The 12,955-nt window shown below is 43.1% G+C and carries 24 protein-coding genes; all 24 read right to left on the bottom strand.

The annotated features are described in order from the left end of the window. Window positions 1-109: 109 nt before the first annotated feature. A complete protein-coding gene (locus AAKU61_RS20625; RefSeq protein WP_354335301.1) occupies window positions 110-298 on the bottom strand; it encodes a hypothetical protein in 189 nt (62 codons plus the stop codon). Window positions 299-315: 17 nt separating this feature from the next. Then, complete coding sequence (locus tag AAKU61_RS20620) at window positions 316-570, bottom strand: hypothetical protein (RefSeq protein WP_354335299.1); 255 nt, start codon at window positions 568-570, stop codon at window positions 316-318. Between the two features lie 331 nt (window positions 571-901). Further along, window positions 902-1,117 (bottom strand): hypothetical protein, encoded by a 216-nt coding sequence (locus AAKU61_RS20615; protein WP_323492839.1) that lies wholly within the window; start codon window positions 1,115-1,117, stop codon window positions 902-904. A gap of 70 nt (window positions 1,118-1,187) precedes the next feature. Next, window positions 1,188-1,505 carry a hypothetical protein gene (locus AAKU61_RS20610; RefSeq protein WP_323492838.1) on the bottom strand — a complete coding sequence of 106 codons (318 nt, stop codon included), beginning with the start codon at window positions 1,503-1,505 and terminating at the stop codon, window positions 1,188-1,190. 2 nt (window positions 1,506-1,507) lie between these two features. Further along, window positions 1,508-1,885: a type II toxin-antitoxin system VapC family toxin gene (locus AAKU61_RS20605; RefSeq protein WP_354335297.1), complete on the bottom strand. Its 378-nt coding sequence runs from the start codon at window positions 1,883-1,885 to the stop codon at window positions 1,508-1,510. After that, complete coding sequence (locus AAKU61_RS20600; RefSeq protein ID WP_354335295.1) at window positions 1,885-2,121, bottom strand: type II toxin-antitoxin system Phd/YefM family antitoxin; 237 nt, start codon at window positions 2,119-2,121, stop codon at window positions 1,885-1,887. Before AAKU61_RS20600 ends, AAKU61_RS20605 begins: the two co-directional genes overlap by 1 nt. 76 nt (window positions 2,122-2,197) lie before the next feature. Beyond that, window positions 2,198-2,875 (bottom strand): site-specific integrase, encoded by a 678-nt coding sequence (locus tag AAKU61_RS20595; RefSeq protein ID WP_354335293.1) that lies wholly within the window; start codon window positions 2,873-2,875, stop codon window positions 2,198-2,200. Between the two features lie 178 nt (window positions 2,876-3,053). Then, window positions 3,054-3,380, bottom strand: coding sequence for a helix-turn-helix domain-containing protein (locus AAKU61_RS20590; protein ID WP_354335291.1), 327 nt, complete (start codon window positions 3,378-3,380; stop codon window positions 3,054-3,056). After that, window positions 3,377-3,742 carry a type II toxin-antitoxin system RelE/ParE family toxin gene (locus AAKU61_RS20585; protein ID WP_323492833.1) on the bottom strand — a complete coding sequence of 122 codons (366 nt, stop codon included), beginning with the start codon at window positions 3,740-3,742 and terminating at the stop codon, window positions 3,377-3,379. Before AAKU61_RS20585 ends, AAKU61_RS20590 begins: the two co-directional genes overlap by 4 nt. Window positions 3,743-4,072: 330 nt before the next feature. Next, the gene (locus AAKU61_RS20580) at window positions 4,073-4,426 is read right to left on the bottom strand and encodes a hypothetical protein (RefSeq protein ID WP_323492832.1); all 354 of its coding nucleotides are present in this window, start codon (window positions 4,424-4,426) and stop codon (window positions 4,073-4,075) included. A 772-nt stretch (window positions 4,427-5,198) separates the two neighbouring features. Then, on the bottom strand, window positions 5,199-5,408 hold the full coding sequence (locus tag AAKU61_RS20575; RefSeq protein WP_354335289.1) for a hypothetical protein: 210 nt from the start codon (window positions 5,406-5,408) through the stop codon (window positions 5,199-5,201). Window positions 5,409-5,934: 526 nt separating this feature from the next. Beyond that, window positions 5,935-6,339 carry a hypothetical protein gene (locus tag AAKU61_RS20570; RefSeq protein ID WP_354335287.1) on the bottom strand — a complete coding sequence of 135 codons (405 nt, stop codon included), beginning with the start codon at window positions 6,337-6,339 and terminating at the stop codon, window positions 5,935-5,937. A gap of 91 nt (window positions 6,340-6,430) precedes the next feature. Beyond that, on the bottom strand, window positions 6,431-6,682 hold the full coding sequence (locus AAKU61_RS20565; RefSeq protein WP_354335286.1) for a hypothetical protein: 252 nt from the start codon (window positions 6,680-6,682) through the stop codon (window positions 6,431-6,433). Between the two features lie 505 nt (window positions 6,683-7,187). Beyond that, entirely contained in the window at window positions 7,188-7,553 is a 366-nt protein-coding gene (locus tag AAKU61_RS20560; protein WP_354335305.1) for a type II toxin-antitoxin system PemK/MazF family toxin, read from the bottom strand. Next, a complete protein-coding gene (locus AAKU61_RS20555) occupies window positions 7,540-7,896 on the bottom strand; it encodes an antitoxin of toxin-antitoxin stability system (protein ID WP_354335303.1) in 357 nt (118 codons plus the stop codon). Before AAKU61_RS20555 ends, AAKU61_RS20560 begins: the two co-directional genes overlap by 14 nt. A gap of 93 nt (window positions 7,897-7,989) precedes the next feature. After that, window positions 7,990-8,592: a DUF7007 domain-containing protein gene (locus AAKU61_RS20550; RefSeq protein ID WP_354335284.1), complete on the bottom strand. Its 603-nt coding sequence runs from the start codon at window positions 8,590-8,592 to the stop codon at window positions 7,990-7,992. A gap of 103 nt (window positions 8,593-8,695) precedes the next feature. After that, complete coding sequence (locus AAKU61_RS20545; protein WP_323492825.1) at window positions 8,696-8,914, bottom strand: hypothetical protein; 219 nt, start codon at window positions 8,912-8,914, stop codon at window positions 8,696-8,698. Between the two features lie 534 nt (window positions 8,915-9,448). After that, window positions 9,449-9,922, bottom strand: a complete 474-nt coding sequence (locus tag AAKU61_RS20540) for a hypothetical protein (RefSeq protein ID WP_354335282.1) — start codon at window positions 9,920-9,922, stop codon at window positions 9,449-9,451. A gap of 233 nt (window positions 9,923-10,155) precedes the next feature. Further along, window positions 10,156-10,338: a hypothetical protein gene (locus AAKU61_RS20535; protein ID WP_354335280.1), complete on the bottom strand. Its 183-nt coding sequence runs from the start codon at window positions 10,336-10,338 to the stop codon at window positions 10,156-10,158. A gap of 95 nt (window positions 10,339-10,433) precedes the next feature. Further along, window positions 10,434-10,598, bottom strand: coding sequence for a hypothetical protein (locus tag AAKU61_RS20530; RefSeq protein ID WP_323492822.1), 165 nt, complete (start codon window positions 10,596-10,598; stop codon window positions 10,434-10,436). Continuing rightward, entirely contained in the window at window positions 10,595-10,855 is a 261-nt protein-coding gene (locus AAKU61_RS20525; RefSeq protein ID WP_354335278.1) for a hypothetical protein, read from the bottom strand. Before AAKU61_RS20525 ends, AAKU61_RS20530 begins: the two co-directional genes overlap by 4 nt. Window positions 10,856-11,408: 553 nt before the next feature. Further along, the gene (locus tag AAKU61_RS20520; protein ID WP_323492821.1) at window positions 11,409-11,720 is read right to left on the bottom strand and encodes a hypothetical protein; all 312 of its coding nucleotides are present in this window, start codon (window positions 11,718-11,720) and stop codon (window positions 11,409-11,411) included. Between the two features lie 127 nt (window positions 11,721-11,847). After that, window positions 11,848-12,069 (bottom strand): hypothetical protein, encoded by a 222-nt coding sequence (locus AAKU61_RS20515; RefSeq protein ID WP_323492820.1) that lies wholly within the window; start codon window positions 12,067-12,069, stop codon window positions 11,848-11,850. A 134-nt stretch (window positions 12,070-12,203) separates the two neighbouring features. Next, window positions 12,204-12,761, bottom strand: coding sequence for a DUF7007 domain-containing protein (locus AAKU61_RS20510; RefSeq protein WP_354335275.1), 558 nt, complete (start codon window positions 12,759-12,761; stop codon window positions 12,204-12,206). Window positions 12,762-12,955: the final 194 nt, after the last annotated feature.

The following is a 12,955-nucleotide window of genomic DNA, read 5'->3' as shown; positions in this document are numbered from 1 at the left end:
CTTAATGAAATCATTGACTTACAGAACTACCCCCACGCCAGTGCTCGATCTCCTACCGTCACTTATTGCACCTAAAACAAATCGACCCCAAATCAAGCACGAATTTTTCCTATATCAAATCGATGAAAAAATATCCATCGTCATTTACTTTTGTAACTCTTCCGAACTGCCACTTACTGCCGTGAGCAGGATTTCTAAATTCAATTTTCTTATCCATACTAGGTTTCGTGCCAGCTTTCAAAACAACGAGGCCGGGGATTGTCCCAACTTTGCATCTGTGAATTTTTGGAGCTGCCACGATTTGTCCTTTTTTAATTACTTTGAAAGACCAAGCGTATTGCGCATTATTTCGGCAGAACGAATGGTTTTTGCGCAACTCAAATCCACCATCAGGTCATACGCAGTACCGTCTGCAAAAATTCTCAACCCACGCAACAATCTTGGTTTCACATGTTTAGAAAACCGCACTAAGTTGATTGCTGAATCCCCACAGTGCTCAACCATGTATCCAGCCGAAACAGCATCAGCAATGACGGCTTGCTTTGGTTTTGAGATACGAGTCAGATCCATTACATTTTCCAAATAATAAATTTACAAATACAACTTCAAGGATGCACCAACCTACCTTTAGGACGCTTTGCTTTCACGCGGCGTTGCATGGAATCGAACCATCGTGAAGTTCGAGATTGCAATCACGAACTCTGGCACACCCTTGAAGTGATACTTCACTCCGTTCCAACTTCTTCAATTCAAGACCCAGCCAAGTATAGTTTTCCATGTTATCCCAATCAGCGTATGCCGCAATTAGGCTTTTTAGCTCTGCAATTCTTGCTTGATTTGCTTGTGGCATATTTTCTTTCGGGATCAATTTAACTTGATTAAGTATAGTAACGCCGCGTTACTAAGTCAAGGCAATTATTAACTTTTCTAACTGATTTTTTGGTATTTCTTTTCCAAGCCCACTCAACTCATCCGCCAGCACTTTCGTCATCATGTAACGACGCACGGCAACGGGACAGCGCTCAAGCTCATAGCCCCGGCCAGCAACTACAGATGGCCAGTTGTGCTTGTAATTGGTGCCAGCGACCGCATTGAGATCAGCAAGAATGTCAGTCATAGATCGACCACTGGCACGTTCTATTGAGAGCCACCGTTCGTACAAGCCAGGGGTTGTTGAAATTTTCAAGTCATTCATCTTTCAAAGTATTCGCATTCGATTTAGGTTTGAATGATAGGTCACTAATACGAAATTTGTCGCGACGATCGCCCATCAAGCCACGCAGATCCTTGATACTGATATCGGTGACCTCGTGCATGCGGATCAATAGTGACGCACCAATCGGTAATTTACGATGGCGTATTTTACTGATGACAGGTGGAGCCACTGCCAATACACGTGAGAGTGCTGCATCGTTTTTTAAGTGAAGGTGTTTGATTACCGCATCCAGCAATGGATCTGGATTGTATTTAATATCTTCTGCTGCTAAATCTAATAAATTGGCCATTTTTATACCATTTCAATAAGTTCTGAATATCCAGACAAAATGCCATCTGCAGTCAATAATTGCAGTGGCTCGCACAACGCTTGCGCTACTAAAATTCGATCAAACGGATCGCGATGAATCTCAGGTAAATGCCTCACTTTGGCAGCATGTACCGCAGTGACGGATAACTCCTGAAATCCATTTTTGACGATCTCTGCGACTAAAACATCCACATCAACATCGAGCTTACCAATGCCAACTTTGATAGCCACTTCCCAAATCGACGCACTACTTACGTAGACATCGGCCGCAGTCATGATCTTATGCCTGGCAGACTTGGAAAGTTGAGCACTGTCCTGAAGCCACCATAGATAAACATGGGTATCGAGCAATATCCGCATCAATGCCCCACAAATGCATCTTGTAGCTCTGTCGGCAAGGGAGCATCAAAATCATCTGCAATCTTGATCTGTCCCTTCATGGAGCCTGGCTTACGCATAACTGTAGGTTCTTCAATCGGAACAAGCCTGGCCACCGGCTTTCCGGCCCTAGCGATCGTGACGTTACCGCCCTGCAGAACGGTTTCGACTAATTTTGAAAACTGTGTTTTCGCTTCATGTATATTAATGGTTAGCATAACGCTCCTTTTTAAAACTTAGTTTAGTTTAGTCCATAATATATAAATAATCAAAAATGTTTCAAAACACCAAAAATTAAATCACTCCTTGTATCGCATCACGCATATTCACAGCATCGGCTTCCACCAATTTCTTAGCTGCCTTTAAACTCTTTAGACCGAGGATGTGGGCCATATCCTTGATATTGATTGCCCCCTTATTGTTTTGATAGAGTTTTGCGGCGAATGTTCTCCTGGCACTAGCTGTAGTAAGACCATGGATATTGGAATCACTCATGACCTTATTGAGTAAGCGTGTTAGCGAATTACTCTCTGAATAAATCTTTCCATTTTTTTCAGACGAACTAATTGAGAATCCTTGTCCATCACGTGCTAAGAACAAAGCAGATTTTGGCTGAAGCCCGCGATATCCACCACCCTCACCGGACCTGACAGACACACCAAGTCCATGGAGTACACGATGTTCCAGATACGCATCAATAGCTGCTACGACTTTAGGTGCTACCCACATTAAAGGACGCTCGGCACCATTAAAAGCAATCTCTGCTCTCACCACGCTTTCCGGAATAACTGAATTCGATCGCTTGCAATAATCTCGAACTTCTAATTGAGCGATTTCTTTAGGCGTCAATCCTGTGGCGAACAACGTGAATATGAGAGCTACGTTCCGTAGCGCGTGCTCAGTACTAGTAATACGGGCTACTTTAATGATTTCTCTGAGTTGCTGGTCGCTTACAAGTTGTGCTTTTGCCATGTCAGGAATATCTCGAAATTGGAATAATCCGATTGTATCAAAAAAATTGCATTAAAAACTGTTAAATGACGCGTTGACACCACTCAACGGAAAATTTCCCTGGCCGTCAATCCGGCATCGGCACGAAATTCCGGACGAAAAAAAACCCGCCGAAGCGGGTTTGATTGGTCATGGTTATTTAGGCAAAAACAACACTTGTTTTGCCACTGTGATGAGAGCGTGATGCTTTTCGAATCACAATCTGGACATCTCTTCCTAGCCGGTTAAGACATTCCAACATTTTTGTCTCGCTAATTCCCCTGAACTGGCCACGTAACATCCCCGATAATTTGGGTTGAGTCATTCCAAGAATATCTGCTGCTTCTTGCTGGGTGATATGGCGATGTTTGATTATTTCGCTGATCTTGGCTGCCAGGCGCGACTTCACTTGCATTTCCCCCGCCTCTTCATAGCCGAGATCCGCATACACATTGCCACTGCCCTTCTCGATGTCGATTCCACTCATTTCTTTTCTCCTTCTGCATGCATTGCTGCCGCCGCTTTAAAACGTTCGTGAATCAGATCCATATCCGGCTTTGGCGTTTCACTGCCCTTGGTTGATTTTTTCTGGAAACAGTGCAAAACGTACACTGCGTCCTTGAATTTAACCGTGTAGACAGCGCGATAGGTGTCGCTATTAAAATCCTCAATAACTTCGAGGACAGAGGCCCCACCAAAACCACGTAGCGGTTTCACCCCGTCGAATTTCATTCCATCCTGTGCCATATTGAGCGCATGACCAAATGTGTCCTGAACTTCTGCTGGCAGAGCCTTCAAGTCTTTCTTTGAAGATCCCATCCAGTGGAGAGGTTTCTGTTTAATATTCATATTGAATTATACCTAAATGGGAATAATGTGTCGACTGTGAACTTTGTGCTTTGTTGCCTCTCAGTTACGGCAGAGGAACATCACCATTTTCAAAGAAAACAATACGACATTGCGCCGCGTTGCGTACGAAGCCCTTCCCAATATTTACCCATCGCAACGCAAGCGTTCTCCTTCCATTCTGAAAACACCGTGAGGCTTCATTTCGACACTTGGAAGCTTCTGATAGACTTTTGAAATACATTGTTATTCCTTCCGAATTGAAGGGACCCAGAAGGGTTCCCTCCTGGGTTGGTTTTAGTGCCGTCACCGGCGATTGATTAACTACTTTTCCTAGCGGGAAATCTTACGAATTCCACTCCATTCGTTGAACACATAGAATTTTGCTAGATCATCGGAACTAGTTACCATTACTTCATCGCTCACTTTTAAATCCATAATGGTTTCAAATGTGATTCGATTTAGTTTTAAGCCGATTAATTCTGCTTCCTTCTTAAGTCCAGAATAGAAGAGGTCCTGAAATTTTTGATACCAATTATTATCAATTGGAAGTTTTAAAGCTTCTGATAATTGATTGTGTTCCAAAAATTGCTGACGTGCTGAACGTAAAACACCAACGAATGCTAACAATGCCATTGTTACTGGAATGTCCTCATTTGCTGTTTTTACTTTGTCTAAAGTATTCATATTTACTCCAAGATTGGTTATAAATACGGAGCATCCCAGGCGGGATGCGTTCCGCACAGGTTGATTGATTACCGTTACCGGCGATGATTTGAGAAGTTACTTTTCCGTTAGACCATCTTTAATAGATGACTAATGAGATTCTTCAAACTTTCTGAGCGTCAGCCGGTGAGCAATTTCTCGCCCCCACCCGTACGATTCCTCTAGTGTTTCTGGATAGTGAGTTGTAAATGATGATCGAAACTCTCTCATGCCATTTAAAAACGCAAACAGTTGTTTCATATAAGCTCCATACGATTAAAAGCAGAGCAATCCCAAAACGGGATTTGCGTATCCGCTTTGGTTTGATTGAATGCCGTTACCGGCCTTGATTAACTACTTTTCCGACGTTAAACAAGGATATGTTTAGCCGAGAAAAATGCCACTCCCAAAAAAGGAAATGGCATTTGTGATTACGAAAATAACAACGGATATGTATTGCTATTGATTCCGTTTTCGCGACAAAAGATTGGACAGTCTGTCAGGAGCTTATTAAGCGTATCTTCCCGAGGCATGCCCTGCAGAATACGAAGCTGCCTTTCGCCGTTATGTCTAATATGCATTCGTGCAATGATCGTTCTTCGAATCATCACCTCATACGCATTTTTCTGTTTATATAGGGTTGTCATGATTTACTGCTCCTATGCTTATGCGGAGCATCCCAGGCGGGATGCTTTCCGCACTGGTTGATTGAATTGCCTCAAATCGAGGCGTTGAAAACTACTTTTCCGATTATTTATTCTGACAAGAGAGCCACAACTTCTTCGACGGTTATTCCGTAGACTTCAGTCGTACGTGTTCTGTATCCAGAATTACCTTCATATTCAATTTCTACTCCTGTTTGTCCTGCGTTCGGGCCATTTTTCATAACCGTTGCAGGTCTTACAGATGTCACATATTCAGGATTAATCCAAACATTTGTTGATGGTAAATTTACTAGTTTCATAATATTTCTCAGATTAATAGGGTGTATTCCAATTGCGGAAAGACTTGACCGATGGGTTGATTTGAATTGCCTCGGTTGAGGCGTTGATTGAACTACTTTTCCGGTGTTAAAGACGGAGATGTGTTGGCAAGAAAAATGCCACCCCCGAAGGAAATGGCATTTGTGTTTCAAGAGTTGATGGAATTTCTATTCGACCATCTGTTCTATTTCTGCTGGTTCTAAGACACCAATTTCACGCAACTGACTAGCTATTTCATCATTTGCATAATCGATTTGTTCATCCATTGAATCGCCTGACAACGCTGCTTCTTCAATTAATTGGAAATCTAATTCTGGGAAATACTCTTTTGCTAGCTGCTCAATTGTTCGACCGTTGACACTACTGGCCGATAACTGATTAGATGCAAGAACGTTCTGAAGGTCTTGTTCTGTTACTCCATTGGTTTAAATGCGGAGCTTCCCCAAGCGGGAAAGCTGACCGCTTGGTTGATTGAATTACCAGTGAACCGGTCTATGAATTGATTGATCAGGATTGCACTGGAATATCCAGAGGAGCGGCCAAGTCGGCAAAATGGCTTGATACTCCACCTGTGCCCCTCGGGTCATCTCGGTAATTATCCCAATCAAAAATCTCCACATCCACGCCATCGTCATACACAGAATCAGCAACGCCACCACTGACAACAACGAGACATCTTCGAGGTGATTGTTTCTCGTCAAGACATGGTGGTTCGACGAACGTCTTTCCGACCGTCGCGTCCTTATATAGTGTCTCGGCTAAACCAAGATTTTTGGACTTGATGTCGATATCTTCGTTTTCAGACGAGATGTAGGTTCCATCTTCGATACCAGTTTCGATGTCATCAACGTGTAGTCTTGACATATCAATTAGACTGGCGAGAATTTTCTTGCTAATAAAAACGTTTTCCAATTTGTTACTCCACAAAATGTTGCGGAGCATCCCCCAAGCGGGGATGCGTACCCGCTTAGATTATTAAATTGCCGTTACCGGCATTGATAAACTACTTTTCCGATCGCTTTTTTGAATCAAGAACGTCTCTGATGTCTTTCAACATCTCATGGACGCCTTCTTGTGTTTCATCGTCTTCAAAACCAGCAAGAAAGCTTTCCACACGTTGCAAGAGTTGAACTGGCACTACAGATTGAATCATCGCTGTTAAGCCGCTAAGACGTTTTTTGCCGTGTTCGGTGTCAATGATTTGATTACCATTCATGATTGCAGTGGCCATGAAGGATAATTGATTGTTGGTCATATTTTTTCCTAATAATGTCGCGAGGAATCCCGAGCGGGATTAACCCGCAGGGTTGATTTGATTACCTCAAAAAGAGGAGATGTGACTTCGAAATTAATGCCGTGAAACGGCGCTTAAAATACTTTAGCAGAGCTCATCAATGCGCCTGGCATGGATGAACTTGAAGTGATGCTTTGAAAATACTGGATAGCCCAGCTGCATTTATCGTGCAGGCACGAAAAAATTCTGTCATCTGCGTAAATACGCACGCGACATGATTCTGTATAAGTGATGGTTTGGCAGGGATGCCAATGATTGTTCAGGATAACCTGTAATTGCAGATGCTGGTTTAGCCGCCAGCTCGATCTGTAGTCCATGCCTCTGAGAGGCGGGTGAAACTCACTTCTTTAAACGGTGCTAGTTGCCTAGCGATGATTTACAAATAATACACCAATTTCAGTTTAGAACAAGAAAAAACCCTCAATCCTTTGAAGGAAAGAGGGTTTAGTACTGTTGGCTTACATGATTAGAGTGACATCAAAATACGTAATGCCTCTTCAATGCGTCGCATGTGGTTGGTACTCAACGTAGCGATATGTTTCGCACCCATGAAACGCTTGTTCGATATTGATCGAACCTGATCGATGAGCAAGTCAGTTGGTTTACTCAAACCTGGTAGTTGACCTAGCGCCACACGAACAGGAAAACAATCTTCGTCTTCAATATCAGTGGTTCCTGGGATGATAATCGTTGTCGAATGTCCGACGTTATTCAGATTATCGGTTTGAATGATAAGAGCCGGACGATTGCGTTTGCCCGGCTCTTCTTTGTGTGTTTGGGGATCAAAATCGACTTCCCATATTTGACCTCGTTTTACTTTAGGCAATACCATCTCCCAAAGAACCTTCAATTGATTCGTTAAATTCAGCATGTTTAGCCGAAAGTTTACGAGATAAATTTGCCAAACGTTCTGCCATCACACGTTCGTTTTTTTCACGCACTGCCTCACGAACATAATCAGAGTTCTTGAGACCGAGCATGTCAGCAAAAGAATGTGTTTGAAGTACAAACTCTTGCGTGGTGCGAAATGAAAGCGTTGCTGTCATGATAACTCCTAACGAGGTAAACAATGACATGATTGTAGCACACATAGAGTTTCGTTTATGTGCTACGTATTTGTAATGCATTTTGTTATGCATTATTTCTCCTTGATTGATCCCAAGGATGTAATTCACCCGAGGGCAGATTACACCCCAAGGTGATTGATTAACTACTTTTCCAATGTTGATTAAACATTTTTCGTTAGTCAGGTGAACCTTCAAATCTTCCTACATCGCATACTGTGGCATAGGAATGGTTTGATGACGTGCCTGGTCCACTACGAATGTGCCTGCTTTACCAACAACCAAGTTTTTTCGCGTCTCGTACTCTTCCTTTGGTACCAAACAATAGATTCGGTCGCCGTCAGAATCGCGTCTCGCCAGAACTCCGACCATACCTTTCGGAACGCCCTCTTGCCACTCGCCCCATGCTGCCGATACGACAAACGCCTCTCTGACTTGCGCTTTGAGTAGCCGCTCATCGTTCACGTAGGACTCACCGATCTGAAGTACCTTACCGGCAAATTTCTCATACGCATCTGGATACCAGTTTTTGAGGCTGTTCCACGCGCATTCCATTTGGAATTCTCCCGTTGTCCAGTTGGTAGTATTAGCCCAATTGCGCCAATCTGCCTCGAAGACTACTGCCGGTATTGCCCATGCACAATCTTCTTCGTACGCACCTGAATCAATTCGCATGTATTCCGGAATCAATGCATTCTTGGTTGGGCTAACGAGCACCCCACCATGTCCTGCGGTGCTGACGGAACGAATACCACGTGCAATGTTTTTAACGGTCTGGGCTATGCCCCAAGGTGATGATGTTGTCATTTTAATTTACTCCTATTAATTACGGAGCATCCCCAGTGGGAATGCCCACTGGGTTGATTGATTGCCGTTACCGGCATTGATGTGAAAAAATACTTTTCCGACGTTATGCAGTCCAGCCAGCAGGCAAATGCGCTCTGCCTTCAAGCCGGTTGAAATTTGCAAGTATGTCCTTCACTGAGGAATCTGAAAATACAGTGCGACCCTCTTGCATCAGGCTGAGTTTACCGAATGGTTTACGCTCAAGAACGAAAAACACACGACCCTTCGTTTCATTCTTTAACATCCAGCGGCTTGCTACTGGTGTTTGTGCTTCTCGGCCCATGGTTGTGTTCCTCTTAAATAAAATAAGAGAATGCCCAAGAAGGACATTCCCTCCTGGGTTGATTTGAATTGCCTCGGGTGAGGCGTTGATTAACTACTTTTCGAACGTTAAAGTCGGAGATGTGTTGGCAAGAAAAATGCCACTCCCAAGAAAAGGAATGACATTTGTGTTTCAAGTGTCGGTGAGGGACTGATACACCTACTTATCTTGATTAATTACACTAAACCAAATTCCAATTGCAGCAGTCTAGTGTTATCAGCTTTGAGTTCCGACGTGGATTTTTTATGAAGTACCAAGGGAACCGGCCAAAGAATTGGGTGCATTCTTTATCTTTGTAAATAACCGTATCCAGTTTATTTGAAAATCCAAGAAGTTTATCAAGTGGTTCGGTAGATTTTTCTTTCTTTGCGAATACCGTAAGTAAAGTCATTTTTTGCTCCAAAAATATATAGTGGAACATTTCCCAGTGGGAGATGCCCACTGGGTTGAATGAATTGCCGTTACCGGCCTTGATTAACTACTTTTCCTTCGGTTTTAAATCCCACCAAAGTCACGGATAACTTCTGATGCAAATCCACATTCACCCGCTTCGACGTTGGCGCGTACTACTGCTAACAAAGCTTCCGTGGGATTGGACTGCTGCATGATTAACGCTATGGCTTCAGTTGGGCTGTCAAATTGACGACCTGCATCAAAGACGGGTATGGCTTCCATTTCATCACCAATCGTATTGTTTTCGTGGTCAGCGATGTATGCGGCAATGCCTTCGTCTAAAAACTCCTTCTTGATTCGGCGAGCTTCCTCAAGATTGTCAGTCTTATTGTCACATTGGCCTTCACCATGCCAGACGTAGTACTGCGTTTTTTCGTTCTCTAGCGTTTGGATGAGATCGAAAGATCCAAGATCCCCTCCCATTAAATTATCGAGTGCGCTTTCAAGACATCGTTCGGCTTGTGGTTCATTTTCTGCCTTGACAGAAATGGCTACTGTAATTACAAAATTAGACATAATATTCCTTAGAAAATAAGCGGAATATCCCCATGCGGGGATATGTTCCCGCAGGTTGATTGATTACCTCTGAAAAGAGGATATGTGATTTCAAAATTAATGCCGGTGACCGACAATTAAAATGATTGAGCAAGGCTCATCGATGCGCCTGGCATGGATGAAATTGAAATGGTGCTTTTGAAAATACTGGATGACCCAGCTGCATTTATCGTGACGAGCACAAAAAAATTCTGTCATCTGCGCAAATACGCACGCGACATGATTTTGTATAAATGATGGTTTGGCAGGGATGCCAATGAGTGTTCAGGATAACCTGTAATTGCAGATGCTGGTTTAGCCGCCAGCTCGATCAGTGCCTCTGAGAGGCGGGTAAAAATAACTTCTATTTTTAACGATGCCAGTTGCCTAGCGGTCATTCTTACATAATACACGAAATTTAGGCCGAGACAAGAAAAAACCCTCGATCCTTGAGGAAAGAGGGTTTTGTATTTTTGTATTGCTTTAGAGAAAATTATTTGTGATCGATCGAACGTAATTGGTGTTTTTTACCATTCACATTAGGCCGCTTTATCTCGTTTTTTGCGGTTCGATAGATGGCGACAAAAGGTGCTGCCCAAACGCGCAAATCATCCTTCGCCACTTCTTTGATGTGGGTCAAAATTGAATAATTGTTCATGATGTCATATCCTTAATTTCTTTGTAGCTCTTAACCACAATGTAATACGTCACGCTCACAACGTCAATGCCAAGAATAGCAGATTCAAGAAATTTCAGGGCATAGATCACGAATCCGTGAATTCTCAAGTGTGTTTCTAGTAACTCAACGAGAATGTTCAATCCGACAGCTGGAGCACCAACAATCAAAAAAATTAATGTTCCTACAACGGCGTGCGTTCCAAAATTGACGACCGGCATGTACCAAGGTTTATGCATATTTTATTTGATTCTCTCTTGAAAATTTAAGAGGAAACTACCCAGCAGGGCGTTCCCTCCAGAGTGGTTGATTGCCGTTACCGGCATTGATGTGAAAAACTACTTTTCCGACGTTAAAGACGGATATGTGACTTCAAAATTAATGCCGATGATCGGCGCTTAAAATGATTGAGCAAGGCTCATCGATGCACGGTGCATGGATGAACTTGAAGTGCTGCTTTGAAAATACTGGATGAACCAGCTGCATTTATCGTGACGAGCACGAAAAAATTCTGTCATCTGCGCAAGTACGCACGCGACAAGACTCTGTTTAAATGATTGGTTGGCAGAAATGCCAATGGATGTTCAGGATAACCTGATACTTGCAGATGCTGGTTTAGCCGCCAGCTCGATCTGTAGTCCATGCCTCTGAGAGACGGGTAAAACAAACTTCTATTTCTAACGATGCCAGTTGCCTAGTGAAGATTCCCAAATAATACACCAATTTCAGTTTGGAACAAGAAAAAACCCTCTATCCTTTGTAGGAAAGAGGGCATTTAAATTAATCCAAAAATCAACGTATATACGTTTTCAAAAGAATTGTGAGGATCGTAAGACTTAACCCAATTGAGGTTCCGACCATCCATTTAAGCAGTACCATTTCACCACCCATGGTTGCCAGTTTATTTTCGATCTTCAGCTCACTCGATTCGATCTTATTTGTCAGATTGCGTTCAATCGCGACAAGATCACCTGGAAATGCTACCGACTTCCCAAGGACGTCCGCCATCAATTTTGATTGCAATTCAGCATTAGCCGCCGATACACCGGCAGTTTCAAGTTTTCTTGCATAATCGAGGGTATCAAATTGTATTGACATCGCCATTTCTTACTCCTTTGCCTAATAATAGCAGAATACACCAAAGAATTCGCCGTTAGGTCGAATCCGATGGCTGTTGATTGAGCGACCGGTATTCTTACCGGCGTTTGATTTGAAACTACTTTTCCTTGAACTATGTACCCATAACCTGTGGTTGTTGGGTGTCCAGGTTTGCCAGATCTTCTTGTCGAACATACTGCTCTAACAAATTGAGCACAACCTTAAGACTTACTGCGCGGTTATCGAAAAAGCAGTTGTCATGTCGTTTAATTGCAGCTGCGATATTGGTTGCATGCAATACCAGAGCATCAGCAGCATCTTCGGGTGACATCTTGTCATTAATTTGTAGATACATAAAATACCTCAAAAATTGATGGAAACCAGAACGGTTCCCTTATGGTTGATTAATTGCCGTTACCGGCGTTGATTAACTACTTTTCCAATGTTGATTAAACATTTTTTGTTAGTCAGGTGAACCTTCAAATCTTCCTACATCGCATACTGTGGCATAGGAATGGTTTGATGACGTGCCTGGTCCACTACGAATGTGCCTGCTTTACCAACAACCAAGTTTTTTCGCGTCTCGTACTCTTCCTTTGGTACCAAACAATAGATTCGGTCGCCGTCAGAATCGCGTCTCGCCAGAACTCCGACCATACCTTTCGGAACGCCCTCTTGCCACTCGCCCCATGCTGCCGATACGACAAACGCCTCTCTGACTTGCGCTTTGAGTAGCCGCTCATCGTTCACGTAGGACTCACCGATCTGAAGTACCTTACCGGCAAATTTCTCATACGCATCTGGATACCAGTTTTTGAGGCTGTTCCACGCGCATTCCATTTGGAATTCTCCCGTTGTCCAGTTGGTAGTATTAGCCCAATTGCGCCAATCTGCCTCGAAGACTACTGCCGGTATTGCCCATGCACAATCTTCTTCGTACGCACCTGAATCAATTCGCATGTATTCCGGAATCAATGCATTCTTGGTTGGGCTAACGAGCACCCCTCCATGTGCTGCGGTGCTGACGGAACGAATACCACGTGGCAACGCAATCGGTTTAACGTTACCAAGGAGTCGGGTTGTGTTTGACTTGTTGATTAAGTTGGAGAATAGGACACCGTCTGGTCAACAAATGGCGTCCTAACTAGACACCCTAAAAAAATTACACCAACAAACGATAGACAAATAAATAATTAAGTATTAAAATAATAACTTATTTATTTGTCAATTAAATCGAAGTA

The organism is Undibacterium sp. GrIS 1.2 (assembly GCF_040544435.1).
Taxonomy (GTDB): Bacteria; Pseudomonadota; Gammaproteobacteria; order Burkholderiales; family Burkholderiaceae_D; genus Undibacterium.
This window is presented reverse-complemented; position numbering and strand designations above follow the sequence as displayed.

Bases quoted from the DNA above. Each gene is read 5' to 3' on its own strand.
- AAKU61_RS20620 (WP_354335299.1), bottom strand. From the start codon at position 570: ATGGATCTGACTCGTATCTCAAAACCAAAGCAAGCCGTCATTGCTGAT.
- AAKU61_RS20615 (WP_323492839.1), bottom strand. From the start codon at position 1,117: ATGACTGACATTCTTGCTGATCTCAATGCGGTCGCTGGCACCAATTAC.
- AAKU61_RS20610 (WP_323492838.1), bottom strand. From the start codon at position 1,505: ATGGCCAATTTATTAGATTTAGCAGCAGAAGATATTAAATACAATCCA.
- AAKU61_RS20605 (WP_354335297.1), bottom strand. From the start codon at position 1,885: ATGCGGATATTGCTCGATACCCATGTTTATCTATGGTGGCTTCAGGAC.
- AAKU61_RS20600 (WP_354335295.1), bottom strand. From the start codon at position 2,121: ATGCTAACCATTAATATACATGAAGCGAAAACACAGTTTTCAAAATTA.
- AAKU61_RS20595 (WP_354335293.1), bottom strand. From the start codon at position 2,875: ATGGCAAAAGCACAACTTGTAAGCGACCAGCAACTCAGAGAAATCATT.
- AAKU61_RS20590 (WP_354335291.1), bottom strand. From the start codon at position 3,380: ATGAGTGGAATCGACATCGAGAAGGGCAGTGGCAATGTGTATGCGGAT.
- AAKU61_RS20585 (WP_323492833.1), bottom strand. From the start codon at position 3,742: ATGAATATTAAACAGAAACCTCTCCACTGGATGGGATCTTCAAAGAAA.
- AAKU61_RS20580 (WP_323492832.1), bottom strand. From the start codon at position 4,426: ATGAATACTTTAGACAAAGTAAAAACAGCAAATGAGGACATTCCAGTA.
- AAKU61_RS20575 (WP_354335289.1), bottom strand. From the start codon at position 5,408: ATGAAACTAGTAAATTTACCATCAACAAATGTTTGGATTAATCCTGAA.
- AAKU61_RS20565 (WP_354335286.1), bottom strand. From the start codon at position 6,682: ATGACCAACAATCAATTATCCTTCATGGCCACTGCAATCATGAATGGT.
- AAKU61_RS20560 (WP_354335305.1), bottom strand. From the start codon at position 7,553: ATGGTATTGCCTAAAGTAAAACGAGGTCAAATATGGGAAGTCGATTTT.
- AAKU61_RS20550 (WP_354335284.1), bottom strand. From the start codon at position 8,592: ATGACAACATCATCACCTTGGGGCATAGCCCAGACCGTTAAAAACATT.
- AAKU61_RS20545 (WP_323492825.1), bottom strand. From the start codon at position 8,914: ATGGGCCGAGAAGCACAAACACCAGTAGCAAGCCGCTGGATGTTAAAG.
- AAKU61_RS20540 (WP_354335282.1), bottom strand. From the start codon at position 9,922: ATGTCTAATTTTGTAATTACAGTAGCCATTTCTGTCAAGGCAGAAAAT.
- AAKU61_RS20535 (WP_354335280.1), bottom strand. From the start codon at position 10,338: ATGACCGCTAGGCAACTGGCATCGTTAAAAATAGAAGTTATTTTTACC.
- AAKU61_RS20530 (WP_323492822.1), bottom strand. From the start codon at position 10,598: ATGAACAATTATTCAATTTTGACCCACATCAAAGAAGTGGCGAAGGAT.
- AAKU61_RS20525 (WP_354335278.1), bottom strand. From the start codon at position 10,855: ATGCATAAACCTTGGTACATGCCGGTCGTCAATTTTGGAACGCACGCC.
- AAKU61_RS20520 (WP_323492821.1), bottom strand. From the start codon at position 11,720: ATGGCGATGTCAATACAATTTGATACCCTCGATTATGCAAGAAAACTT.
- AAKU61_RS20515 (WP_323492820.1), bottom strand. From the start codon at position 12,069: ATGTATCTACAAATTAATGACAAGATGTCACCCGAAGATGCTGCTGAT.